At 55.5% G+C, this 24,112-nt stretch carries 24 protein-coding genes; 17 read left to right on the forward strand and 7 right to left on the reverse strand.

What is annotated here, in order from left to right:
- The first annotated feature begins 468 nt into the window (after positions 1–468).
- The 3 genes from C8P63_RS10030 (at position 469) to C8P63_RS10040 (ending at position 3,754) form a co-directional block, all read left to right on the forward strand.
- Positions 469–1,554 (forward strand): acyltransferase family protein, encoded by a 1,086-nt coding sequence (locus C8P63_RS10030; protein WP_170109598.1) that lies wholly within the window; start codon positions 469–471, stop codon positions 1,552–1,554.
- 130 nt (positions 1,555–1,684) lie between these two features.
- Positions 1,685–2,776 (forward strand): acyltransferase, encoded by a 1,092-nt coding sequence (locus C8P63_RS10035; protein WP_108023759.1) that lies wholly within the window; start codon positions 1,685–1,687, stop codon positions 2,774–2,776.
- A 360-nt stretch (positions 2,777–3,136) separates the two neighbouring features.
- Positions 3,137–3,754: a vanadium-dependent haloperoxidase gene (locus tag C8P63_RS10040; RefSeq protein ID WP_245920824.1), complete on the forward strand. Its 618-nt coding sequence runs from the start codon at positions 3,137–3,139 to the stop codon at positions 3,752–3,754.
- A gap of 109 nt (positions 3,755–3,863) precedes the next feature.
- On the opposite strand, the gene C8P63_RS19375 is transcribed toward C8P63_RS10040, so the two are convergent.
- Positions 3,864–5,360 carry an FAD-dependent thymidylate synthase gene (locus C8P63_RS19375; RefSeq protein ID WP_108023761.1) on the reverse strand — a complete coding sequence of 499 codons (1,497 nt, stop codon included), beginning with the start codon at positions 5,358–5,360 and terminating at the stop codon, positions 3,864–3,866.
- A 374-nt stretch (positions 5,361–5,734) separates the two neighbouring features.
- Between C8P63_RS19375 and C8P63_RS10050 the strand changes: the two genes are divergently transcribed.
- The 5 genes from C8P63_RS10050 (at position 5,735) to nikC (ending at position 11,899) form a co-directional block, all read left to right on the forward strand.
- Positions 5,735–6,745, forward strand: a complete 1,011-nt coding sequence (locus tag C8P63_RS10050) for an ABC transporter ATP-binding protein (protein WP_108023763.1) — start codon at positions 5,735–5,737, stop codon at positions 6,743–6,745.
- Positions 6,720–7,697 carry an ABC transporter ATP-binding protein gene (locus tag C8P63_RS10055; RefSeq protein ID WP_245920825.1) on the forward strand — a complete coding sequence of 326 codons (978 nt, stop codon included), beginning with the start codon at positions 6,720–6,722 and terminating at the stop codon, positions 7,695–7,697. The genes C8P63_RS10050 and C8P63_RS10055 overlap by 26 nt, the downstream gene beginning before the upstream one ends.
- A gap of 562 nt (positions 7,698–8,259) precedes the next feature.
- Positions 8,260–9,873 (forward strand): ABC transporter substrate-binding protein, encoded by a 1,614-nt coding sequence (locus C8P63_RS10060; RefSeq protein ID WP_108023766.1) that lies wholly within the window; start codon positions 8,260–8,262, stop codon positions 9,871–9,873.
- Between the two features lie 104 nt (positions 9,874–9,977).
- The gene (locus C8P63_RS10065) at positions 9,978–10,988 is read left to right on the forward strand and encodes an ABC transporter permease (RefSeq protein WP_108023938.1); all 1,011 of its coding nucleotides are present in this window, start codon (positions 9,978–9,980) and stop codon (positions 10,986–10,988) included.
- Positions 10,985–11,899, forward strand: a complete 915-nt coding sequence (gene nikC / locus C8P63_RS10070) for a nickel transporter permease (RefSeq protein WP_425437281.1) — start codon at positions 10,985–10,987, stop codon at positions 11,897–11,899. The genes C8P63_RS10065 and nikC overlap by 4 nt, the downstream gene beginning before the upstream one ends.
- An 85-nt stretch (positions 11,900–11,984) precedes the next feature.
- Here nikC and C8P63_RS10075 read toward each other — a convergent pair whose 3' ends face one another.
- Positions 11,985–13,628 carry an SLC13 family permease gene (locus tag C8P63_RS10075; RefSeq protein ID WP_245920827.1) on the reverse strand — a complete coding sequence of 548 codons (1,644 nt, stop codon included), beginning with the start codon at positions 13,626–13,628 and terminating at the stop codon, positions 11,985–11,987.
- Positions 13,629–13,816: 188 nt separating this feature from the next.
- Here C8P63_RS10075 and C8P63_RS10080 point away from each other — a divergent pair, with 188 nt between their 5' ends.
- The 6 genes from C8P63_RS10080 (at position 13,817) to C8P63_RS10100 (ending at position 18,713) form a co-directional block, all read left to right on the forward strand.
- The gene (locus C8P63_RS10080) at positions 13,817–14,764 is read left to right on the forward strand and encodes an MBL fold metallo-hydrolase (protein ID WP_108023768.1); all 948 of its coding nucleotides are present in this window, start codon (positions 13,817–13,819) and stop codon (positions 14,762–14,764) included.
- Positions 14,765–14,817: 53 nt separating this feature from the next.
- The gene (locus C8P63_RS10085; RefSeq protein ID WP_108023771.1) at positions 14,818–15,045 is read left to right on the forward strand and encodes a glutaredoxin domain-containing protein; all 228 of its coding nucleotides are present in this window, start codon (positions 14,818–14,820) and stop codon (positions 15,043–15,045) included.
- Between the two features lie 266 nt (positions 15,046–15,311).
- A complete protein-coding gene (locus C8P63_RS10090) occupies positions 15,312–16,814 on the forward strand; it encodes a sodium-dependent transporter (RefSeq protein ID WP_108023773.1) in 1,503 nt (500 codons plus the stop codon).
- Complete coding sequence (locus C8P63_RS18795; RefSeq protein ID WP_146172159.1) at positions 16,811–16,930, forward strand: MetS family NSS transporter small subunit; 120 nt, start codon at positions 16,811–16,813, stop codon at positions 16,928–16,930. Before C8P63_RS10090 ends, C8P63_RS18795 begins: the two co-directional genes overlap by 4 nt.
- 168 nt (positions 16,931–17,098) lie before the next feature.
- On the forward strand, positions 17,099–18,607 hold the full coding sequence (locus tag C8P63_RS10095; protein WP_108023775.1) for a sodium-dependent transporter: 1,509 nt from the start codon (positions 17,099–17,101) through the stop codon (positions 18,605–18,607).
- 1 nt (position 18,608) lies between these two features.
- A complete protein-coding gene (locus C8P63_RS10100; RefSeq protein WP_108023777.1) occupies positions 18,609–18,713 on the forward strand; it encodes a MetS family NSS transporter small subunit in 105 nt (34 codons plus the stop codon).
- Positions 18,714–18,754: 41 nt separating this feature from the next.
- Here the strand turns inward: C8P63_RS10100 and C8P63_RS10105 are convergent, their stop codons facing one another.
- Positions 18,755–19,780 carry a M23 family metallopeptidase gene (locus tag C8P63_RS10105; RefSeq protein WP_108023944.1) on the reverse strand — a complete coding sequence of 342 codons (1,026 nt, stop codon included), beginning with the start codon at positions 19,778–19,780 and terminating at the stop codon, positions 18,755–18,757.
- Between the two features lie 227 nt (positions 19,781–20,007).
- On the opposite strand from C8P63_RS10105, the gene C8P63_RS19120 reads away from it, so the two are divergent.
- Together C8P63_RS19120 and lipA are read left to right on the forward strand one after the other, a co-directional pair.
- Positions 20,008–20,160, forward strand: coding sequence for a hypothetical protein (locus tag C8P63_RS19120; protein ID WP_170109599.1), 153 nt, complete (start codon positions 20,008–20,010; stop codon positions 20,158–20,160).
- 266 nt (positions 20,161–20,426) lie between these two features.
- A complete protein-coding gene (lipA, locus tag C8P63_RS10110; protein ID WP_108023779.1) occupies positions 20,427–21,323 on the forward strand; it encodes a lipoyl synthase in 897 nt (298 codons plus the stop codon).
- Between the two features lie 48 nt (positions 21,324–21,371).
- On the opposite strand, the gene C8P63_RS10115 is transcribed toward lipA, so the two are convergent.
- Positions 21,372–22,013 (reverse strand): YhcN/YlaJ family sporulation lipoprotein, encoded by a 642-nt coding sequence (locus C8P63_RS10115; RefSeq protein ID WP_170109600.1) that lies wholly within the window; start codon positions 22,011–22,013, stop codon positions 21,372–21,374.
- Between the two features lie 186 nt (positions 22,014–22,199).
- Here C8P63_RS10115 and C8P63_RS10120 point away from each other — a divergent pair, with 186 nt between their 5' ends.
- Positions 22,200–22,541, forward strand: coding sequence for a YutD family protein (locus C8P63_RS10120; RefSeq protein WP_108023783.1), 342 nt, complete (start codon positions 22,200–22,202; stop codon positions 22,539–22,541).
- A 30-nt stretch (positions 22,542–22,571) separates the two neighbouring features.
- Here the strand turns inward: C8P63_RS10120 and C8P63_RS10125 are convergent, their stop codons facing one another.
- The 3 genes from C8P63_RS10125 to C8P63_RS10135 form a co-directional block, all read right to left on the reverse strand.
- Positions 22,572–22,838, reverse strand: coding sequence for a hypothetical protein (locus C8P63_RS10125; RefSeq protein ID WP_108023946.1), 267 nt, complete (start codon positions 22,836–22,838; stop codon positions 22,572–22,574).
- A 73-nt stretch (positions 22,839–22,911) separates the two neighbouring features.
- Positions 22,912–23,184, reverse strand: coding sequence for a DUF3055 domain-containing protein (locus tag C8P63_RS10130; protein WP_108023785.1), 273 nt, complete (start codon positions 23,182–23,184; stop codon positions 22,912–22,914).
- A 145-nt stretch (positions 23,185–23,329) separates the two neighbouring features.
- Positions 23,330–23,980: a MerR family transcriptional regulator gene (locus C8P63_RS10135; protein ID WP_170109601.1), complete on the reverse strand. Its 651-nt coding sequence runs from the start codon at positions 23,978–23,980 to the stop codon at positions 23,330–23,332.
- Positions 23,981–24,112: the final 132 nt, after the last annotated feature.

The raw sequence follows: 24,112 nt of genomic DNA on the forward strand, positions 1-24,112 counted from the left end.
GCACCTCTCTTGTGGGTAAACTGTGGTGGGTTTTCCCATTATACAGGAGAGTGCTCTTTTTGTTTATCCGAAATTTTGGCTAATCAACAGGCCTGATACATAACATTACATTCTATTATATACAGGTCATTTCAAGGGAGATAGTAGAAAATCACCAACGAATAACAAGTTAGGAGCATTCCATTAAAGAAAGAACTCACTGTGAAAAAGAAAGAGTACCTCCTGTAGGCTGTTAGCGAGGGCACAACGTGTTGAAGCCGCTCATGAATCCATCGGAATATGAATCCCCGGATGCGGCGGCTCCTTTTGTCGGGACTCACCATACAGGCATTGGGGGTGCGGGGCAGGCGCGGGGATTGTTAAGGTTTGCTCATTTCTTTGTTAAGGGTGATGGAGGACCGGTTCCCGCCGGGATTTTATGTTAAGATACAGGTGGCAGGTCCATTGACGGAAAGAGGGGGGGAGGCTTTGAACCACCTGAAACGGCGGTCTTTTATCGAAGAGCTGTTTTTTGTCCGGGCCATCGCTTGCCTCTGTGTGGTGTTGATTCACGCCATCTCGGCCAACATCGATCTTTATGACCTGACCCCCTTGGAAACAGAAGCGTTTCGCTCTCTCCAGCTGGCAATGATGTTTGCCACCCCGCTGTTCATCTGCATATCGGAATTGCTGCTCGCCCACGCGTATCCTGACCGAACCCCCACGGGATTCTGGGGAAAACGGATCCGGTTCATCCTGATCCCGTATATCGCGATCGGGTTGCTCTACACCATCCTGTATTACGAAGCATCCTTTGAAGAGTTTTGGAGCCGGGCGGTGGACATCGTGGTGTTCGGCCGCTGGAACGGATACTTTGTCCTGATCATTTTTCAGTTTTACTTCCTCCATCGGATTTTCATCCGTTACATGAAAGATTGGCCGCCGGTTCCGGTTCTGGTCACTTCGTTTGGGATCAACTTTCTTTACTTGGCCGTCGTTATGGCCGCCGGACGGTTCGATCTGGTGGATCCGGCTCTCCTGTCCCATCACAAACTGCCCTTCCCCGGCTGGTTGTTCTATTTCACCGCAGCCTATTACATCGGGCGCAACCTGGGCGGCTTCCGCGAGTGGATCCGTCTGCGATGGCGTTGGGTGGGGTGGAGCTTTTTCGTCTGCATGGCCGGAGTGCTTCTGCTCAAAATGACGGGCTTGGTCCATACCGCCTCTTCCAAGCGGGTGGATATGCTCCTGTATACCGTGGCCGCCCTTGGTTTTCTGTTCGGGCTTGCCATGAGGCTCCGCCGGATTCCGGCCGCGCTGGTCCTGATCAGCCGGCTCTCGTACGGGATCTATCTGCTTCATCCCCTCGCCATGATGTATGTGGGACAGTGGTGGCTGTCCACCGGGTCCCTCCCCTATGCCGTCAGCCTTTTTCTCCTGTTCTCCGCCGGGGTGGTCGTGCCGGGGATTCTGACCTGGTTGTTGAACCTGACGGACTGGGGTCCGTACTTGGTGGGGAAAATCGGATCCGCCGCCCCGGGTGAGAAAGGCTACCGAACCGCACGGGTCACCTGACCGCCGGGAACGATCGGCGGTCCTTTTTGTTAAGGAAACATTTGTTTATTTAAGGTTGGATGAATGCTCCGTTTCAAAGTTCTTTTTGTGTTATGTTGGAAGAAAAAAGAGTCGCTGGGGGTTTTCATCCATGAAACCGGCACGATTTATTTCCGAAATCAATTTTGTGCGGGCGCTGGCGTGTCTGGCCGTTTTGGCCGTTCACGTTTCAGCGGGGGTGTTTTACCGGCAGGGGTACTGGGACCCCGTCGCCGCTGGGATGAATCAAATCGGGCGGTTCGGTACGCCCGTTTTCGCCGTGATCAGCGGTTTTCTCCTCTTTAACCAGGTGAGGGTGAAAGGATTTTCGTTGCCGCGCTTCATCCGGTCCCGGACGACCAAGATCATCGTTCCGTATCTGGTATGGAGCACGATCTATCTCTCTATTTTGAAATTCGGGTACGGGATCGATCATTTTGTCTCCTTCGACCACTGGTTGAAGACGGTTCTGTCCGGCAATGTTTTTTATCACCTGTATTTTGTCATGGTGGTCATCCAGTTTTATCTGGTATTTCCGCTTCTGCAACGGATTCTTCGGACTCGTGCGGCCTGGTGGGTTGGAACCGCGGCCGCCCTGGTTGTAAACGCCGCCGTCCTGATGGGGGACGTCACCGACTTGCCCGGCTGGATCGGAAAGGGATTTACCTTTTTTAGCAAAGCATCCCTGCCTTATTGGATCTTCTATTTCCTGTTCGGAGGGTGGCTGGCCTTTCACTGGGACGGGCTGGCCCAATGGTTCCAGAAAAAATCCGCGGCCGTTGCCGCTTGGATCGCCGGAGCAGTGGTCACGGCGGGAGCGGTGGTGGAATATCAATGGCTGGGGATGTACGGTTCCAGCCGACTGGCCAACCTGTTCAATATTCCGGTCCTGATCCTGACCGGTTCCGTTCTGTATGCGTCTATCCGCCGGGCGGTCCGGCTTCGGGAAGGGCTTCAGACGATCGGAAGCCTGGGATTCGGAATCTATCTCGTGCATCCCCTCGTGATTCTGTGTTTGGTACAGGTCCTTCCCGCATCGATGTGGAGGCCCCATTTTCTCCCGGTGCTCTTCCTCCTGGTCCTCCTGCTCACGGTCGGAGCGGTCAAAGCCATCCAACGGCTCCCCTTCCACCAGTATCTTCTGACGGTTCCGTCCCGGAATACGGGCTATACTGCAGGGAAGAGAGGAACGGAGCTGCGCTGATTTCTTTGTATGTAAAAAATCTCTCACTCCTTTCTGGGCTCATGCATAACTAAATGTAGAACCTCGGATTGGAGGGTGGAGGTTGAACCGCAAGCATCCCAGATGGTCCCGGCTTCCCTATGCCGGGGAAAGAAATCCGCCGACGAACCCGGTCAATCCGCTGGCCGGATCATGGCCCACCTGCTTTCTCAAACGGGGGCCGAAGGGGACATTCCGAACCCGGGGAGGGAAACGGATCCGGTTAGCAATCAGACATCCCAACACCATCGATTTTCATAAACAGTTACGAAGGGTGCAAAAAAAACGCTCAATACGATCACCCCGCGTCAGATCATCATCGCGAAATATTGGGGAGCCGGAGTGGCAACCAAGCAGTGGACGCCAATCATCGACCGGCTGATCGACACCTACGGTTTTTCGCCGCCGAGAGCGGCCCGGGTTTTGGCGGCAACCCAAGCCGCTATAAATGATGCCTTCGTCGTTGTCTGGTATTTGAAGTATCTCTGGGATGTGGCCCGTCCCAATCAGTTGGACCGAAGCTTGGCCACCATCCTGTGCACCCCGCGCTTCCCCGCTTACCTATCCGGACATGCCGTCATGGCGGCCACAGCGGCCGGCGTACTGAGCCATTTTTTCCCGCCCGAATCCAAACGGTTGCATGAATTGGCCCGGGAGTGTGCGATCTCCCGATTGTATGCGGGTGTTCATTTCCCGGTGGATAACAACCAGGGCTTGCGTCTCGGTCGACAGATCGGAAACATCGCCGTCAACATATTGAGAAAACAACGGAATTCCGCCGGAAAACGGATTGATGGTTTGAATTTGGAGGATCGAAACGCCGATCTGATTCCGCCTCCGTACAGACAGGCCATTCCCTTCAATTTTGATGAATCCTGCCAGTCGCTGGTTCGCGACACCTCCGAAATCGGGGAAGAATTCCCATACCGGATGAGCGATGAAGAAGACTGGGAGGAATAGAAATGACCGGCTCCCCGCTTAAAATGATTCAGAAAATTGGGAGTGAACCCGGGGAAGGTGAAAGGGGATTTCTCACCTTCCCCCGGGGGTTCGTTTTCTCATCCCTGTTTCATCCCCGTCGTTTGGCGTACCGCGCCAGGACGGGGTGTTCTTTTTCCCATTCGGTGAAGAGCTGTTCGAAGGCATGGCGGATATCCCATTGGGCCTCCGGTGTGGTTCTGAGGTTGATCAGGTGGTACATCTCCCACAGGCTGGCGGTGGCCACCACCTGGCGGTGATGGGCGTTGGTGACGCAATAGGGGGCGGCTTCCGGACATTCTTCCATCATCTGTTCGTGGACACGGTCCGCCTCTTCCACCAACCGGGAAAAAGGTTCCGCCAGCCCCGCTGCCCGCACGTGGGGAGGAACGGTGTACCCCCAGTCCACAGCGGGCTCCCCGAAGGTAAAGTGGGTGCCGCGGTTGTGGCGGAGCAACTGATGCCAATTGGCTTCCGAAACCGACAGCTCCATCGTGTAAAAGAGATGACGGAACAAATCCTTCGGGTTGTCGAAGAAGCGCAGGTGTTTTAAGGCCGCTTCCAGTCGTGTCTCCATTTCCTTTTGTTCCATTTGCTTTACCGCCGACTCCGCCTGCTCCCAGGAGAAACCGTATGCTTCCACCAGCAGGTGGGCGCACAAATCTTCCAACGCTTGCCGATAATCCGGCAGGCGGACAAAACGGGCGCAGGGTCCGTCAAAGGCGCGGCCACGCCAGGAGGTTTCCGGAGGTTGGATGGGGTTCTCCATCAGTTCCTTCCGGGTTTCCAGCAGGTAATCGCTCGGCCGGACGTGTTTGAGCAAGGTGGGGATGACACGACTGATCTCCCGTTCCATCTGCCGGGCCAGTTTCCGGGATTCGGAGTGACGGCTGGACAACAGGCGGACCAGCGTGTCCCTCAGGGCACGCCCGTTGCCTGTCAGCCCCAGGCTGGTTTGGGTGGCCAAGGTCAAAACGTAACGGGCGTCTTCGAAGGCCACTTTTTCCACGCGGGAAGAAAACCGCTTGTCGCTTTCCCCTTCATTCCGGGGGAGGGTGGCTTCCAGGTAAGGGACGAGCCCCGCCAGAAGGCGTTCATAGGTATCGTAGGCTTTCCCGTTGAGCCGGATAAACGCTTCTTTGGCCGCGGGGCGGGATTCCAGTTCCGCCGGGATGTGGAAAGAACCCCGTACGGGCCGCTGATAGCGTTGGCTGTACTCGGTGAAGCTGTTGAAGGTGTTGGCCAGTTCCAGTTCCGCCGATGCCAGACGGCTGATTTGCTCCACTCCCAAGTGGGCGACGGCGTGTTCGGCGACGCTGCTGTGTCCGTAACCGACGACCCACTTTTCGTGGAACCGGGCCGCTTTTTCCGAGTAGGCGGTGGCCATTCCGCCGGAGGAATCGCCCACGGCCAGTTCATCGTCCTTCAGAAGCTTGGCCAGGTTTTCCCGGAATCCGGCCGGGCTTCGGCTTACATAGGCGAAGATGACGGCGATCACTTCTTCCGGCAGGTTATAGATGGCGTATACGTTTTTGTCCTGGTTGGAGACGTACCGGGACAGGTCGATTTTCTCCTCCGCTTGCGTCACGCTCTCTCCTCCGTTTCCGATTCCGATGATGAGCTTCTCTTATTCTATCAGGAGAGGGGCCGATGCCCAAGGAGGAAGAGGCGGGAGCCCGCCCGTGTTTTTCCTCTTTTTTAAATCCATTTAATACCATGGAAGATTATTCAAGATTCAGTCTGTCCGATGAGTGCGAACACTCCGAAACCCCGACGGGAAGAGGGGTTGGAGAATTTCAAGGCGATCGGTGAAAAGATTTAGCATTATCCGTCTTTTTGAATACTTATTGACGAAAGGGGAATTGTTTAGTTATATCGAATATAGCAATGGTGAAAGGATTCATTCTTTTTCTTCGATTCAACGAATTTAATGTCTGATTTCACGATGATTGAGGTGTCTTCATGACTGAACCGTTACTCGAGATCTCCCAGTTCAAACTGCACTTTCACACGGACAAAGGGGTCGTGAAGGCGGTCGACGGTGTGGACATCACCGTGGGTGAAGGCGAAGTGGTCGGACTGGTCGGGGAATCCGGCTGCGGAAAAAGTGTCACCTCCCTCTCGGTCATGGGACTGGTTCCCCAGCCCCCGGGCAAGGTGGCGGGGGGCTCCATCCGGTTGGCGGGTAAGGATTTGACCCGCCTTGGGCGGAAGGAGTGGCGGAAAGTCCGCGGCAACGAGGTTTCCATGATCTTTCAGGAACCGATGACTTCCCTCAACCCTGTGTTCACCATCGGAAACCAAATGGTGGAAGCCATCCGGCAGCACCGGAAGCTCGATAAAAAGGAAGCCCGGCGATTGGCTGCGGAAACCTTGAGGGAAGTGGGGATTTCCCGTGAAGGGATCCTCGACGAGTATCCTCATCAGCTCTCCGGAGGGATGCGGCAACGGGTGATGATCGCCATGGCGATGGTTTGCCGTCCGAAGCTTCTGATCGCCGATGAACCGACCACGGCGCTGGATGTGACCATCCAGGCCCAGATCCTGGACCTGATGCGGCGCCTTAATGAGGAGACGGGGACCGCGATTCTGATGATCACCCACGATCTCGGGGTGGTGGCGGAGATGTGTGAACGGGTGGTGGTGATGTATGCCGGACAGGTGGTGGAGCAAGCGGACATCCAAACCTTGTTCCGCGACCCCCGGCATCCTTACACCCAAGGTCTTCTGAAATCCATCCCCAAGTTGGACAAGCGCACCGATCGCCTTTATTCCATTCCGGGAAACGTTCCCAATCCACGATCGATGCCCCAAGGGTGCCGTTTCGCCCCGCGTTGCGAATTTGCAATGGACATCTGCCGGGAAAAGGAACCGGGCCTCTTCACCCTGGGTGAAAACCGGGTGAGTCGGTGCTGGTTGGAAGAAGAGAAAAAGGAGGATGCGGATCGTGGCACAACCACAGTCCATTCTTGACGTACGCAACCTGAAAAAATATTTCCCGATCCGCGGCGGTGTGTTCGGCAGGAAAGTGGGCGAAGTGAAAGCGGTGGACAACGTCTCCTTTTCGGTCAACAAAGGGGAAACGCTTGGAATCGTGGGTGAAAGCGGTTGTGGAAAGTCCACCACCGGACGGACCATTCTCCGGCTGGAAGAGCCGACATCGGGGGAGGTGCAGTTCGAAGGGAAGAACCTGGTTCGATTGAAAGGAGAAGAGATGCGTCGGATGCGCCGGGAACTGCAGATGGTTTTCCAGGACCCCTTCGCCTCCCTCAATCCCCGGAAAACTGCCGGTGAAATCATCGAAGAACCGCTTCAGGTGCACGGGATCGGCAGTGCCAAAGAGCGCAAAGAACAGGTGAAGGAGCTCCTCCGGGTCGTGGGCCTCGATGCCTTCCATGCCGGGAGGTATCCCCACCAGTTCAGCGGGGGGCAGCGGCAGCGGATCGGGATCGCCCGGGCGCTGGCGGTCAAGCCGAAACTGATTGTCGCCGATGAACCGGTTTCCGCCCTGGATGTCTCCATTCAGTCGCAGGTGTTGAATCTTCTGGAAGATTTGCAGGAAAAGTTTGATTTGACTTACTTATTTATCGCCCACGACCTGAGCGTGGTCCGTCACATCAGTGACCGGGTGGGCGTGATGTACCTGGGGCGGATGGTGGAGTTGGCGGACCGGGACGGATTGTACGAAAACCCGCTCCATCCATACACCCAGGCGCTGCTCTCCGCCGTGCCGGTGCCGGACCCGGAAACCAAGCGGGAACGAATCATCCTGAGCGGAGACGTTCCCAGTCCCAGCAATCCGCCGAAGGGATGCGCCTTCCACACCCGCTGTCCCCATGTGATGGACGTCTGCCGGGAAGTGCGTCCGGAGTTCAAGGAACACGGAGACGGTCATTTCGCGGCCTGTCATCTGCTGGAGAAATGAGATTCCGTGAAGGAGGTGTTGTCGAAAGGGAGAACTTCTGGAAGCGTTGTGATTGATGGTCAGGCTCAGAAGAAGGGAAGCGTTTACCCGAAACAGCGACTTTGCTGTTTTGCCCGGCGGAGAATCAGCAGCAAGGGCATTCAGGGGCAAAAGCTTCTCTGTGTTGCATCCGCAGGCGTTGGCCCCTGCCGCAGCAGGAAGATTCGGCCACGGACAGAGCATACACCCTGCAGGACAGCATAGCGAGACCGGGAGAGAAGCGACCCCGGCGAGACTTGTGCTCTGTGAGTGCATAGCGAGACCGGGAGAGAAGCGACCCCGGCGAGACTTGTGCTCTGTGAGTGCATAGCGAGACCGGGGAGAGAAGCGACCCCGGCGAGACTTGTACTCTGTGAGTGCATAGCGAGACCGGGGAGAGAAGCGACCCCGGCGAGACTTGTACTCTGTGAGTGCAACCGGAGCGGCTTCGGGTAAATGCCGCCGCTCACTTTTTTTCACAATACTTCCAGCGCGACTGATAAGCTGGAATCCATCTGAAAGGTTTAAGGGGGTCATATCAAAGATGAAAATTCACAAATCGTTATGGATCGCCATCGGATTCGTACTTGTGTTATCGACGGTCCTGGCCGGCTGCGGCGGCGGGGGGTCGAATGCCGGAGGCCAGGGGAAAACCCTGATCTACGGACGCGGGGCCGATTCACCGAAATTGGATCCGGCGCTGGTCACCGACGGTGAATCCTTCCGCGTGACCGAAAACGTGATGGAAACACTGGTGGATTACGAGAAGGACAGCATGGACGTCCGTCCGGCCCTGGCCACCAAGTGGGAGACATCCGACGGCGGCAAGACCTGGACCTTCCATTTGCGCAAGGACGTCAAGTTCCATGACGGAACCGACTTCAACGCCGAGGCCGTTGTCTTCAACTTTGAGCGATGGATGAACCAGGAGCACAAATCCGGCAAGAAAGACGATTTCACCTACTACGCTTCCATGTTTGGCGGATTTAAGGGGGATGAAGGCCACCTTATCGAAAGCGTGAAAGCGGTGGATGATTACACGGTCGAGTTCAAACTGAAAGAGCCGCAGGGTCCGTTCCTGCAAAATCTGGCCATGTCTCCCTTTGCCATCGCTTCCCCGAAAGCGGTGAAGGAGGACCCCGGCAAATTCGCCCAACATCCGGTGGGGACCGGACCGTTTAAGTTCAAGAGCTGGAAAAAAGGCGACTCCATCACCATCGTCAAAAACGAAGATTACTGGCAGAAAGGCCTTCCGAAACTGGACCAGGTCATCTTCAAATCGATTCCGGATAACTCCGCCCGCCTGACCGCTCTCCAATCCGGGGACATCGACGTGATGGACGGGCTCAACCCGGACGATGCCAAGACGGTGGAGCAGAACGACAAACTGCAACTTTTCAAGCGACCGCCCAACAACGTCGGGTACCTGGCCTTCAACATGGAAGAGAAGCCCTTCGACGACAAAAAGGTGCGTCAGGCCATCAACCACGCCGTCAACAAAGAAGGTCTGATCAAGAGCTTCTACGCGGACCTGGCCGAACCGGCCAAAAACCCGATGCCGCCTTCCATGTGGGGATACAACGACGAGATCGAGCCTTATGAGTACAACCTGGAAAAAGCCAAGAAGCTTTTGAAGGAAGCCGGGTACGAAGACGGATTCGAAGTGGAGTTTTACGCGATGCCGGAACCCCGTCCCTACATGCCCGACGGCAAGAAAATTGCCGAGTACATCCAGGCTGATCTGAAGAAAATCGGCATCAAAGCGAAGATCGTCAGCCCCGAATGGCAAAGCTACCTGGAAGCCACGGAAGAAGGAAAGCACGACATGGCCCTCCTGGGCTGGACCGGTGACAACGGCGACCCGGACAACTTCCTCTACGTGCTTCTGGACAAGGACAACGCCCGGATTCCCGCCCAGAACATCGCATTCTACAAAAGCGACAAGCTCCACGACATCTTGATCAAAGCACAACGGGAAACGGACAAAGCCAAGCGTACCGAGCTTTACAAAGAAGCGCAGGAAATCATCCGTGAAGACGCACCCTGGGTTCCGCTGGTCCATGCGACCCCGCCGTTGGCCGCTCAATCCTACGTGAAGAACTATGTTCCCCATCCGAAGGGTTCCGACAGCCTGGCGGAAGTCGACATCCAAAAATAAGACCCAAAAAAGGGCGGCGTTGCGTCAGGGCAATGCCGCCTCTTTTTAACCGATTCGGACCCGGTGTCAGGTGGGTCAGTCAGGAAGGAAAGGTTGGTGAGAACGTGATTGCCTATACGATCCGGAGAATTTTAATGTTGATCCCGGTCTTGATCGGGATGTCCATCATTACCTTTTTCATCGTTCATGCCATTCCGGGAAGCCCCGCCAAAGCGATCCTGGGGGAACGGGCCACTCCCGAAGCGGTGGAGCGGCTGGAGAAGAGCATGGGGTTGAATGACCCCCTCTACATCCAATACTTCCGTTACCTTGGGAACATCCTTCAGGGGGATTTGGGGACCTCGGTCAAAACCGGCCGTCCGGTGCTGGAAGAGATCGGACCCTACCTTGCAGCCACCTTCGAGCTGGCGTTGTTCGCGATGTTGATCGCCATCTTCTTCGGAGTCAATCTGGGGATTATCTCGGCATGGCGGCATAACTCCACCGTGGATTACGGCTCGATGGTGATCGCTCTCATCGGGGTCTCCATGCCGGTGTTCTGGCTGGGTCTCATGGAACAATGGATCTTTGCCCAGGAATTGGACTGGCTTCCGTCCAACGGGCGGATGGATCCCCGAATGTTTTTTGAACCGATCACCCATTTTTATTTCTTGGACGCGTTGATTCAGGGGAATTTTTATGCCTTGCAGGATGCGTTCAACCATATTCTGCTCCCCGCCGTCGCCTTGGGAACGATCCCGATGGCGATCATCGCCCGGATGACCCGGTCCAGCATGTTGGAGGTGATGCGTTCCGATTACATCCGCACTGCCCGGGCCAAAGGGGTGGGGGAAACCCTGATTATCTACAAGCATGCATTGAAAAATGCTTTTATCCCGATTGTGACGGTTTTCGGTCTTCAGATGGGCCTTCTGTTGGGAGGAGCGATCTTGACGGAGACGATCTTCAGTTGGCCGGGGGTGGGACGTTATCTTTACGATGCCATCCACTCCCGCGACTATGCCGTGGTCCAGTCCGGGATTCTGGTCGTGGCCACCATCTTTGTGGTGATCAACCTGATCGTCGACCTTCTGTACGCCTATATTGACCCACGGATCCAATACGGGAAGGAGTGAGTGAGATGTCCATGAACGCCCCCACGATGCCAAACCAGGAGTCGGTGACGGAGACGAAGCCGGAACAGATGGATTCTCCCTTCCGGGATTCCATGCGGGCCCTGTTACGCCACCGATCTGCGATGATCGGAGGAGGGATTATCCTCTTTTTCATCCTGATCGCTCTGATCGCTCCTCTGTTGCTCCCGTTCGGGTACAACCAGATTGACGCCGACGCCCGCCTTCAGGCACCGTCTGCCGAACATTGGTTCGGAACGGACGATTTCGGCCGTGATATCTTCGCCCGGGTGATCTACGGTGCCCGCATTTCCCTCTGGGTCGGATTTTTCGCCATTACGGGATCGATTGTGGTCGGTTCCGTCCTAGGACTGATTGCCGGTTTTTACGGCGGGTGGCGTGATACCCTGATTTCCCGGTTTTTCGATATCCTGCTCGCGTTTCCGGCGATTCTTCTGGCCATCGCCATTGTGGCCATGCTGGGTCCCGGCCTGGAAAACGCCATGTATGCCATTGCCATCATCAATGTTCCCACCTTCGGACGGTTGATGCGCTCCCGGGTCCTGGCCGTGAAGCAGGAGGATTACGTCCTGGCGGCTCGGGCCATCGGGATGAAGAACAGCCGCATCCTGTTCCGCCATATCCTCCCCAACTCCTGGACACCGATCATGGTCCAGGGGACCCTGGGATTCGCCACGGCGGTGCTGGAGGCGGCGGCTCTCGGGTTTATCGGGATGGGGGCCCAGCCTCCGGAGCCCGAATGGGGAAAGATGCTGTCCGATTCCCGTGCGTTTATCCAGTCGGCCCCCTGGACGATGGTCTTCCCGGGTCTGGCCATCATGTTGACCGTTCTCGGTTTCAACCTGTTGGGCGACGGCCTCCGGGACGTGCTGGATCCCCGGATGAAGCAGTGACTTCCAAGGAAAAACCCCCGTCCGAACCCATGGGACGGGGGTTTCGTGTTTCTCCCGGTTTGTTGGCGAGGCGATTTTGTTTTTCTCACTTCATCGGCGACATCAGGTCGATTCCCCAGAGGTTGGGGAGTAAGAGGTAAACCGCCAGGGTGATCAAGAGGATGGAGAAAAGGTTGATCCACAAACCGGTTCGGGCCATGTCCTGGATCCGGACCGACCCCGAACCGAACACCACGGCATTGGGCGGGGTGGCCACCGGCAACATGAAAGCGCAGGAGGCAGCGATTCCGGCGGCCACCATCAACCCGTAAGGGTGAACCTGCATCGCCCCCGCGAAGGCGGCCATGATCGGAAACATCATGGTGGCGGTGGCGGTGTTGGAGGTGATTTCCGTCAGGAAAATGACGAGTGCCGTCACCAGGGCGAGAATCAGAAGGTAGTTCAACCCTTCGAGGGAGATGAGCTGCTTCCCGATCCATTTATCCAGGCCGGATTCCGTGATACCGGCGGCGATGGAGAGACCTCCCCCGAAAAGGAGCAGGATGCCCCACGGGAGGTTTTTAGCTGTGTCCCAGTTGAGCAGGAAGACGCCGGGACGGTTCCTGGAGGGGATCAGGAAGAGAACGGCGGCGGCGCTGATGGCGATCACCGTGTCGTCGATTCCCGGAATCCATTTCTTCAGAAGAAAGTCCCGGGTGATCCAGGCCAGGGCGGTCAAGGCAAAGACGGTGAAGACGGCTTTTTCTTCATAGGTGGTTGCCCCGAGGGCGCGTTGTTCCCTTTGGATGATCTCTTTGCCGCCGGGGATGTTGTCAAAATTCATCGGGTAGGCCACTTTGATCAGATACCACCAGGCGACGGCGAGGAGAAGGATCACCAGCGGAACGCCGAAGAGCATCCAGGTGGCGAAGGAGATCTCCACGCCGAACAGCTTGTTGACCTGGGCGGCGAAAATGGCGTTGGGAGGAGTGCCGATCAGAGTACCCAGTCCGCCGATGGAAGCCGAGTAAGCGATCCCCAGCATCATGGCGGTTCCGAAGGGGAACCGGCCCGGGGTGGTATCCACTTCCCCGTGTCCCTCCCTGCGGAACGATTCGGCCACATGACTGATGACGGCCATTCCGATCGGGACCATCATCATGGCCGTGGCCGTGTTGGAGATCCACATCGAGAGAAAACCGGTGGCCACCATCGACCCGAGGACGAGCCGGCCTGGCTGGGTCCCGATCCAGGCGATGATGTTGAGGGCAATCCGCTTGTGGAGATTCCACCGCTCCATCGTCAGTGCGATCATGAAACCGCCCATGAAAAGGAAAATGGTCGGGTCGCCGTAAGCGGCGGTCGCTTTGTCCACTTCCAGCGCACCCGTCAGGGGAAACAGAACCACCGGGAGAAGGGAGGTGGCGGGGATCGGAATCGCTTCCGTGATCCACCAGGTGGAAATCCAGAGGGTGCAAGCGAGCACGGCCCGGGCTTGATCCGTCATCCCTTCGGGAGAAAAACCGAAAAGTGCGAGAAAAAACAGGAGCGGTCCCAAGATCAAACCCACTTTTTGCCGGGGGGTGTATCCCGGAGTGGGGGGGCGGGTTTGGGCACGTGTCCCACCGGAGGAGATCCGGCCGCCTTCCGGTCCCGGTTCACCGGAGGGGGCGGCGGTGAAGCGGAGAAGTTGCTTTGCTTCTTCGTTCCACTGCCAAAGACGGTGCCACCAAAGTCGCAGGGTACTCAAAGTTTCAACCTCCTTCAGTAAGCGTTTACATCCTGAGCTTTATCTTAGACTCCGGGTCCGGGGGGCTGTCAAGGGGTATTTATACTGTGAGGTTGATCCGGATGCAACAGACGGTTTCCGCTTTGGGGTTGAATCCGTTATCATGGAGAGGAACGGGATTCAATCCACATTCATCCGAGGAGGTTACCATGGAACCGATCCGCCTGTTCGACTGGGGTCACCGCATCCGTATGATCGACGGTTACGATTTGAACATGCCGAGCCGAACCGGCATCTATGTCCTGGAAGAGGAAGAACTCACCCTGATTGAAACCGGTCCGAGCCCGTCGGTCCCGTACATATTAAAAGGGTTGGAAGAACTGGGGCACCGTCCGGAAGATGTCCGGAACGTCATCGTCACCCACATCCACCTGGACCATGCGGGAGGGGCCGGTCTGCTGTTGAAGAGTTGTCCGGAAGCGAGGGTGGTGGTCCACCCAAGGGGAGCCCGGCACCTGGCTGATCCCTCCCGGCTGATCCAGGGAGCCCGGATGGTGTACGGAGACCAGTTCGACGCCTTGTTCGACCCGGTGCTCCCGATCGGGGAGGAACGGATCCTGGTGCGGGGAGACGGGGAAAAGCTGGCCATCGGTCCGGATCGGACACTGACGTTTCTGGATTCCCCGGGCCATGCCGCCCACCATTTCACGATCCACGATCCGGTGAGTAACGGTCTGTTCACCGGGGACACGGCCGGTATTCATTACGCCCAGACGGAGGAATTCGGTTTTCGGCTATACCTTCCCTCCACTTCCCCCAACCAGTTTGACCCGGATGCCATGAAAGCGTCCATCGAGCGGTTCCGCGAACGACGGCCGGAAAGGATCTTCTTCGGCCATTTCGGAATGTCGGAAGAACCTGCTGCCGTCTTTGAACAAGTGAAGGAGGAACTGGAGGCCTTCATGGAGATTGCGGAACGGAGTCTGGCGGTCGGGGAAGGAGCAGCCGGCATGGAACGGGGTTTAAAAGACCGTTACCGGCGGATGCTCATGGAAAAGGGAGTTCCGGAGGATCATCCCGTGTTTCGGATCTTGTATCTTGATCTGACCGTCTGTGCCATGGGCCTGGAACATTACCTGAACCGGAAAAACCGTTGACGGCGGGGCCCGGTAACCGACGGAAAAGGGTCACACAGAGGAAGGTGGCAGAAATGAACGTGGTTGTATTTTCCAAGCCCCACTGCCTGGAGTGTAACTTGGTGAAACGGTTTCTCCGGGACCATGGGGTGGAATTCGAGGTGAAGGACTGCGGAAGTGACCCGCGGTACTTGGAGGAAGTGAAGGCGATGGGGTTCCTGGGGGTTCCGGTCACCGTGATCGACGGCACGCCGGTCCAGGGACTTCAGCCGGAAAAGTTGAAAGAGCTTTTGTATCTTTGATCTTATCCAGGGCCCGGCTCCCGAAGCCGGGCTTTTCCATGAGTAAAATTTTATAAAATTGAATCGGACGTGTCCTCTGAAGATGATCAAAACCAGAAAATGGTGTGGATTCCTTCTATTTTTGTATCTGAATACATGGACATTTGAATCACATTACGTTAATATTTCATAAAAAGTCCTTAGCAGTGGGGTCGATAAGGCAACTGAATTTTCATTCTATTCCAGCTCTATTTGCATCACCATTTACATTCAGGAGGCACTGCAATATGGCAACACGGGAACAATGGAACACCAAAGCGGGTTTTCTCTTGGCTGCGATCGGTTCAGCGATCGGGCTGGGCAATATCTGGCGTTATCCTTATATTGCCTATGAAAACGGCGGCGGGGCATTTTTGATTCCTTATTTCATCGCCCTCTTGACAGCCGGAATCCCGATTTTGATCCTGGAGTATTCCTTGGGTCACCGATACAAGGGATCCGCCCCTCATGTATTTCGCAAACTTTCGCAAAAATGGGAATGGCTTGGTTGGTGGCAGATTTTTATCTCCTTTGCCATCATTACCTACTATGTCATTATTATCGGCTGGGCTTTGAGTTACACTTTCTTCTCCTTCGGAACCCGGTGGGGAGAGAGCACGGATACGTTTTTCTTCGGTCAATACCTCGGCACCACCGATTCCTTCTGGGAAGCGGGGGGACTTCAGTGGAACGTACTCCTGCCGGTTCTTCTGATCTGGGCCGCGATCCTTGTGGTCATGCATAAAGGGATTCGCAAGGGAATCGAACGGGCGTCCAAAATCCTCATGCCGGTTCTGATCCTGATGATGGTTTTCATCACCATTCGGGCCGTCACACTTCCGGGGGCTTCGGAGGGGTTGAATGTCCTGTTCACCCCTGACTTCGATTCCCTCACCGATCCGAACGTCTGGATTGCGGCTTATGGCCAAGTGTTCTTCTCTCTCAGCATCTGCTTCGGCATCATGATCACTTATTCCAGTTATTTGCCGAAAAAGTCCGACCTGGCCAACAGCGGCATGATCGCGGCGCTGGCCAACAGCGGGTTTGAATTCATGGCCGCCATCGGGGTTTTCGGCGCTCTCGGTTTCCTGGCCGTCAGCCGGGGGATTCCGGTCAACGAGGTGGCCGATGCGGGGGTGGCCCTGGCCTTTGTTATCTTCCCGCAGATCATCAACCAGTTTCCGGGCCTCAATTCCCTCTTCGGGGTGTTGTTTTTCGGGTCGCTGCTTTTCGCCGGCTTCACTTCGGCAGTCTCCATTCTGGAACCGGCCGTCGCGGGGGTGAAAGAGAAGTTCAACCTGACCCGTCGCGGAGCGGTGAACTGGGTTTGCGGTTCGGCGATGGTTGTCAGCCTTCTCTACACCACCCAAGGCGGGATCCGGTATCTGGATACCGTGGACCATTTCATCAACCAATACGGGATCGCCGTGGCCGGTTTGGTCGAAGTGATCCTGATCGCCTGGTTGCTGCGTAAGTTGGATGATCTGAAGGGCCACATCAATGCCGTTTCCGATATCCGGATCGGTGGCTGGTGGAATTTCTGTCTGAAAGGAATCACCCCGATCATGGTTTCGCTCATGACCGCATTCAACCTTGCCGCGGAATGGGCCAAGCCCTATGAAGATTATCCGATGAGCGGTTTGGTGTCCATGGGTTGGGGTTCTGTCGCGCTTGTGATTCTGTTGGCCTTTGTTTTTCAGAATATCGGATGGCGGGATCCGGCCATCCGGCTTAAGGGGGGGCGGAGATGAATCCGGAAGCCGTCGCGGTACTGATCACCGGGGCCACGGGTTTGTGGGGCGGTCTGGCTTTCTTTCTGTGGCACGCTTATCGCTGTAAACGGAAAAATCAAACCGGTTCGGTTTAACCGAAAAAGGGATCCCCTGTCGGGTCTGACGGGGGATCCCATAACTTTTGTTTGATTGAATTATAAGAGGGAGGGATTAATTCAGAAAATGTCGAATACAGTTATAGTGACGGCCGAACAGGCTGTCACTCATAAACATCATGTTTTTTTACTCAAGGGGGGAACGATATGGCACAAGCAAGGGACCAGTGGACCACGCGCACCGGGTTTATCCTGGCCGCGGTCGGGTCCGCCATCGGTCTGGGGAACATCTGGCGTTATCCTTATGTCGTTTACGACAACGGCGGCGGGGCATTTTTGCTTCCATATTTCTTTGCTTTGCTGACGGCCGGGATTCCGATTTTGCTCTTGGAATACTCGCTCGGTCACAAGTACAGGGGATCCGGCCCGCTGTCTTTCCGCCGGCTGTCCAAAAAGTGGGAGTGGCTCGGTTGGTGGCAGTCACTGATCGCCTTTTTGATCTCAGGGTACTATATGGTGATCCTGGGGTGGGCACTCAGCTACACCTACTATTCCTTCGGAACCCAATGGGGGTCGGAGACGCAAACGTTCTTTCTGGAGAAGTACCTCGGAGCGGCAGATTTCGGTTCCTTTACACCACAGCTCAAAGTACTGATTCCGGTCGTTCTCCTGTGGGCTTTTGTCTACTACGTGATGCGGCAGCAGGCCCACAGAGGAATTGAAAAGCTGGCCCGCATTCTGATGCCTCTGCTGGTCATCATGCTGGTGATCATCACCATCCGGGGGGTGACCCTGCCGGGAGCCGCCGAGGGTCTGAACACGCTGTTCACACCGGACTTCACCGCGCTGGCCGATCCCCAGGTGTGGGTGGCGGCCTACGGACAGGTGTTTTTCTCCCTCAGCGTCGGTTTTGCCACGATGATCACCTATGCGAGCTATCTGAACAAAAAAGAGGATCTGGCCAACAGCGGGTTGGTCGCCGCTTTTGCCAACTCCGGATTTGAGTTCATGGCCGCCATCGGGATCTTCGGTGCTCTCGGCTTCTTGGCCGCCCAGTCCGGCGTGGGGGTCGATGAGGTGGTAAACCAGGGCGTCATTTTGGCCTTCGTGATTTTCCCGCAAATCATCAACGAACTGCCATTCCTCAACTCTTTCTTTGGGGTGACATTCTTCGGGGCCCTCGTGTTTGCGGGGCTGACCTCCATCGTCTCCCTGCTGGAGCCGGCAATCTCCGCCATCCGTGACAAAACGGGAGCGGCCCGGACAACCGTGGTGAACTGGATTGTCGGTCTGGCCGCCCTGATGAGCGTACTCTATGCAACCGACGGCGGGCTCAACTACTTGGATACGATCGACCATTATCTCAATTCCTATGGCCTGTTGATCGCGGCCACCTTGATGGCGGTCGCCACGGCCTGGACCACCCGGAAGGTCGGTGAGCTGCAGAGCCACATCAACCAGGTGTCCGATGTCCATATCGGCAAGTGGTGGGTCATCTGCGTCAGTGTCGTCACTCCGGTTATGTTGATCATTATGACCGGGCTGAATATCCGGACGGAATGGCTGGTGCCGTACTCCGGTTATCCGATGCCCTGGCTGATCGGGATGGGCTGGGGTGCCTTGGTTGCCGTTCTGATCGCAGCTGTCATCTTGCAGTCCAAGGAGTGGAAGGTGAACACCGGGCAGGCTGAACAACAAGAGAAGGAGGGAGCGTAAGATGGGAGCCAGCGCTTGGGTGATGTTTCTGATCGGTGCGGTCCTTCTCTGGGGAGGGTTGGCTTTCTTCCTGTATAAGGCGATGAAAGCCGGTCAAAAAGCCTGAACCGGATCATGCCGGAAAGACCCCTTTGACAGGGGTCTTTTTTATGAGCGTTTGCGTTTGGCTTTCCGGGTCTTTTTTCGCTTTTTGTATTCTTTTCGTTCCCATGCTTTCAGAAAAGGGTAGGGATCAAAAGAGAACGTGGTCCGCCCGTTGTACTTGTAAATCCCATAATGAAGGTGAGGAGGGAATTTCCCGGAGGTGCCCGGCGGGCCGTAGCCGGAGGAGCCCACGTACCCGATCACCTGGCCCGGTTCCACCACGTCACCCTTCTTGATCTCCTTGTTGAAACGGCTCAAGTGGGCATAGTAATGGTAATTGTTTCGCAAGTCCCGGATCCCGATGCGCCAGCCCCCGTACCGGTTCCATCCCTTTAATTCCACGTACCCGTAACTGGTGCTGAACACCGGGGTGCCGTAGTCAGCGAAGATGTCGGTGCCCTCATGGATTCGGAGCCCTCCCCAACCCCGTCGGTCGCCCCAGGTGTTGTGGTAGGTGTAGTTGTATTGAAGCGGCATGATGAAGTGGTTCCGGTCCAGTTGGGTCGTTCCGAAATGCTGATAGACCTTGGCGATGTGAGAGATGATGTCGACAGCGGTGGGGTTTTGGTAGTAGCGCCACAGGCCGATACGGAGGTCGTCCCGGCTCAGGCCGGTGTCGGAGAGGTACTTGGTAACGGTATAAAGAACGTCGATGGAATTTCCGGGGTCCGCCGTGCCATCTTCGTTGCCGTCTTTTCCGATGCCCCCGAAAAAGCGGATCGATTCCGGCACGGAGTCATAGGGGTCCGGGTTGGTGGGGCCGCTCCACATACGGGGTGGGACCGCAATGGACACTAGCCCCTTTCGCTCTTTCAAATCCTGTCGTGCCCGTTGAATGTTCCGCTCGTACTGGTCCATGGCGGCAAGAAAATACCAGGGTACCCCTGTCAACGTTTCCATTTTTTCGAAGAGAGCCTGTCGCTCCGCTTCGAATTTGTTTTCTTTTCTTGTCGCAGCCACTGGAGAGACGGTCCACAGATGGGTCCCCAAGGCGATGATCAGCACGAGAGAAAGAAGTTTTTTTCCCATCCAAAACACCGCGTTTCCTGATTGATATTTCATAGTCTGCATGTTCGGAGAGGGCTTCATTTAGGTATTTGATGGAAATCTCCTCCCGGGAAAAGGGAGGGGGCGGGGGATTCAGGAGACGGTGGCTTTGGGCGAGGTCACGGGCTTCCCGGGCCTCTTGGAACGGGATCAGCCATTCCGGACCGATGAGAAACAGTTCCTGAATCATCAAATGATCGATCACGCCGATGACTGACCAGACCGGGATCATCGCCCCGATCAACAGCAAGATGCCGATCCGTTTCTTGGTTTCCGCCACACCCGCGATCACGGATATCCGTATCCGGCGGGCCGGCGTTCCCATCCGGCGGGCCATCCAGCCGCAGACAAGGTTCCCGTGAGCAACGGCACAAACAGGGGAAGCACTTCAATGACGGGGTCATATTCCCTTTTCTTCCTGTTCCACAGAATGGATCTGAGATATTTTCCGAGTTCACCGATCCGTTCATGCTAATGGGGGCGTAAGACGGGGAGGTTTGTGGTAAACTATCCGTGGGTGCCGTAGGCGGTCAAGCTGAAACAACCAGAGAGACATCGCCATTTTATCATTTGGATCATCCACGGGCACGATGAGGCCCGTAAAACTTACATAGAGGAGGGCGCGGTTTTGGCATACGAATATAAACGGAAACCGGAATGGTTGAAAACGAAGTTGACCGTGAACGAAAATTTCCGTGAGATCAAAAAGATGATGCGGGGCAAAACCCTCCATACGGTGTGCGAGGAAGCGAAATGTCCCAATATCCATGAATGCTGGGCCGTTCACCGCACGGCCACCTTCATGATCCTGGGGGATATCTGCACCCGTGCCTGTCGCTTTTGCGCGGTCAAAACGGGGCTTCCCACGGAACTGGACCGGCAGGAACCGGAACGGGTGGCGGAAGCCGTGGAACAAATGGGTCTGAAACACACGGTGATCACTTCGGTGGCCCGCGATGATCTGAAGGATGGCGGCGCCTCGATCTTCGCGGAAACCATCAAAGCGGTGCGGAAGCGGAATCCCCAGACCAATGTGGAGGTCCTCATTCCCGATTTTCAAGGGAACTGGGACGCATTGAAAACCGTGATGGACGCCCGGCCCGATGTTCTCAACCACAACCTTGAAACCGTACGCCGGCGCTCCGACCGGGTCCGTTCCAAAGCCAAGTACGAACGTTCCCTGGAGCTGTTAAAACGGGCCAAGGAGTTACAACCCGACATCCCGACCAAATCAAGTATTATGATCGGTGTGGGGGAAGAGTGGGATGAAATCCTCGAGACAATGGACGATCTCCGCGGAGTGGACTGTAACATCATGACCATCGGACAGTATCTGCAGCCGACCAAAAAGCATCTGAAACTGGAGAAGTACTACACCCCGCAGGAGTTCGCCGAATTGAAAAAAGAGGGCATGAAAAGAGGGTTCGACCATGTGGAATCAGGCCCCTTGGTCCGCAGCTCGTACCATGCCCACGAACAGGTGGCAGCCGCCAAAGGGACTGCCGCCCGGGCCAAAGCCCAATAAAGCGCAAAAAAACAGCCTCCGAAAAAATCGGGGGCTGTCTTTTTTAGATCAGTCGTTCGGGTTGACAACGTTTCCAGGGGATGGGTTGTCCGGAATATGTTTTTTCATGGGGTACCCTCGATCCATCCGATCAACAAGGTCTTCCATCTCCTCTTTGTTCAGGCGATGGTTCTGCTGCGCATTTCCGGCCTTTCGTCCGATGTTCATCAGTTCCTTCCGGATCGTGTCGTTTTTGGTGACGTATACCTGATAATAACGGGGGGTCAGGCTCCATGCGGTCCGACGGACTTCATAGAGGGTGTCGTCGCTGATGTTACCCTTGTTGTTTTTGACACCGATGAAAACCTTGTCGTCCGTCACCACAACCGTGGCGTCATCCACTGTCGGCAGCCTCGTTGACAGAGAGGAAATCTGACGGGCCAGGGCGCTGCGGTTGATGTATACGTCCGGCCCGGGAACGGCCCCGCCGTCGGTGGCGTTGTAATATTCCCTTCCCTTCTGCCGGCTGAAGCCGATCTCGTTATAGAAGTTTTGCCGGGGGCGCCGTCCCTTGTTTGTCACGTAATCGTAAGCACCGTTCTGTGTGTCCGGGTTGAGGGATTCATCGTACCCGTCGTTGGGCCGCTCCGCGGGCGCACAGGCGGACAGGGCCAGGAACAGGGCCATGACGGGGAAAAGGTAACGTTTCACGGCATTCACCTCCTCCTTTTTGATTAGGTTGCCCCCGGACAAGTGGGATACCCTTGGACAATTCCTCCACTTTCTTTTGGGAAAAGAAGGAGATGCGGTGGGTTTTTCCGAAGAATTCAAGGAAGTGATCGAAAGGAATGCTTGTGGTAACATATAATGAGAACAGGAAATGTTGAGGGGTCGTCCATGGAAAAGATTGAAGTCAAAGGAAAGCCTTACGAGGTGATCATCAATCACAAGAATGGATGGAACCGGGAAGCCTTCGACAAACGATACAGTGAGATATTGGATAAATATGATTACATTGTGGGGGACTGGGGGTACGGTCAGCTTCGGCTGAAAGGTTTTTTTTCCGACCAGCACCCCCGTGCCACACGGGAAACGCGGATTACCCATGTGGAGGAGTACATCCACGAATTCTGCAATTTTGGATGCGCTTATTTTGTCCTTCGCCGTCTCCGTCCCTCAAAATCTCATTCCTTTCGGAAAGGGAAGCACCGGGAACGGCGTTCGGCGCGGTCCAAATAAAACCCGACGCCTTTTTGAGGCGTCGGGTTTTTACGATTCTTCGTCCCGCTTCGGATCGTCATGGGTCGGATGGCTTCCCGGCACCTGGCGGGGAATCCCTTCATGGAAATCACGCATTTCGTAGACAAAGGCGGAAGCGGCATGCTGGGAAGCTCTCCAGGGGGATTCTTTTCCCAACACATCTTCGTTGGTGGTCGCTCCGTAGGGGCCTTCCGGGAATTCTTCCGGAATCAGATCGTTTCTTTGGGACTCCACGCTTTTCAAGTCGTTGAATGGAGTGTTTCTGCGCCGGATCAACACAAACCACCTCTTTCGAATACCTTGTCCAAAGAGGGGGTCCATTATTCAACCTGTGAGTTGGATGGGGGGATCAAAACAGGGATTCAAGAAACTCCTTCAGTTCCGCTGCTTCTTCTTCTCCGATTCCGTACACGTGCTCCAGGTAACCCGGCTCCTCCAGGTCGTCCTGTCCGATGATGGCGTAACGGTTGGATTGAATATTGAAGATCAGCAGCTTTCCGTAGAAGCGGTTCGTCACCGTGATTCCGAGATCAAAACGGTTCGTTTCGCCCATGAAGCTGACAAAGCGTGTACGGGTGTCTTCCGATTCATCATACAGAAATTCAAAGTCATCTTGGGTCATGGGGAGAGCTCCTTTTCAAGTGTCTCCCCCATTATACCGAAACCCGGAAGTTTCCCGAAACCCTCGGAAGCGTTGTGAAAAAGTGAGCGGCAGCATTTACCCAAAGCCGCTGTTTCTTCTGAGCCTGAAATAAATCACAACACTTTTAGAAGATCCCGAGAAAACGGGTCCGCTTCTGCCGTCTGGGGGTCAGTTGCTGGGTTTCCGAGGTGGCGGAAGCGAGCCTGTGGGAGAAGGTGGCATTCCGGAGTTCGGCCTTCAACTGATCTTGTTTTTTTCCGATCTCATCCATCATGTGCTGAACCGTGGTTACCGGAAGGGTGTTTTGTTGGGAGGAAATCACCTTGCTCTCCATCTCCTCCATCATGTCGAACATGGTAAACACATGATCTTCCAGCTGATCGAGACGGGTGAAGACCGTCTCCATCATTTCACCGATTTCATCCAGGCTTCCCACCAGACGGTGAATGGGATATTCGGTCCCGAAGGGAGCCGCCGGAGCCTCGGCCGTCTCTTTTAAGGCGGGGGTTTTCTCCACGGTCCGTTCCAATTCCCATTTCCCTTCTTTGATCAAATCCTGCCGGATCTGACGCATGGATTTGTTGGTTTCCTGCAACCGATCCTGAATGTCCACCAACCTCTGGAAGCCTTCGGGAGACAATAGATAATGTCCACGGTCATTCACTTCGGGAGAGATGTATTCTTCAAACGCGTCAATCCATTTTCTTACCGTACGTGCATGAACGTGGAGGCGTTCGGCGGCCTCTCTGGTAGAAATGCGCGCCTCTTCGGACATACGATTACCTCCCCGGGATACTTGTTTCACACACTTTTTCGTTCGTCCCATACGGATTCCTTCCCCTGTGACAAAGGATGTCAGTCTGTGACAAACAAAGCGAAGAGATGACAAAGGTTGGGATTCCGAAAG

The sequence above is a fragment of the Melghirimyces profundicolus genome, from assembly GCF_003054245.1.
GTDB lineage: Bacteria > Bacillota > Bacilli > Thermoactinomycetales > DSM-45169 > Melghirimyces > Melghirimyces profundicolus.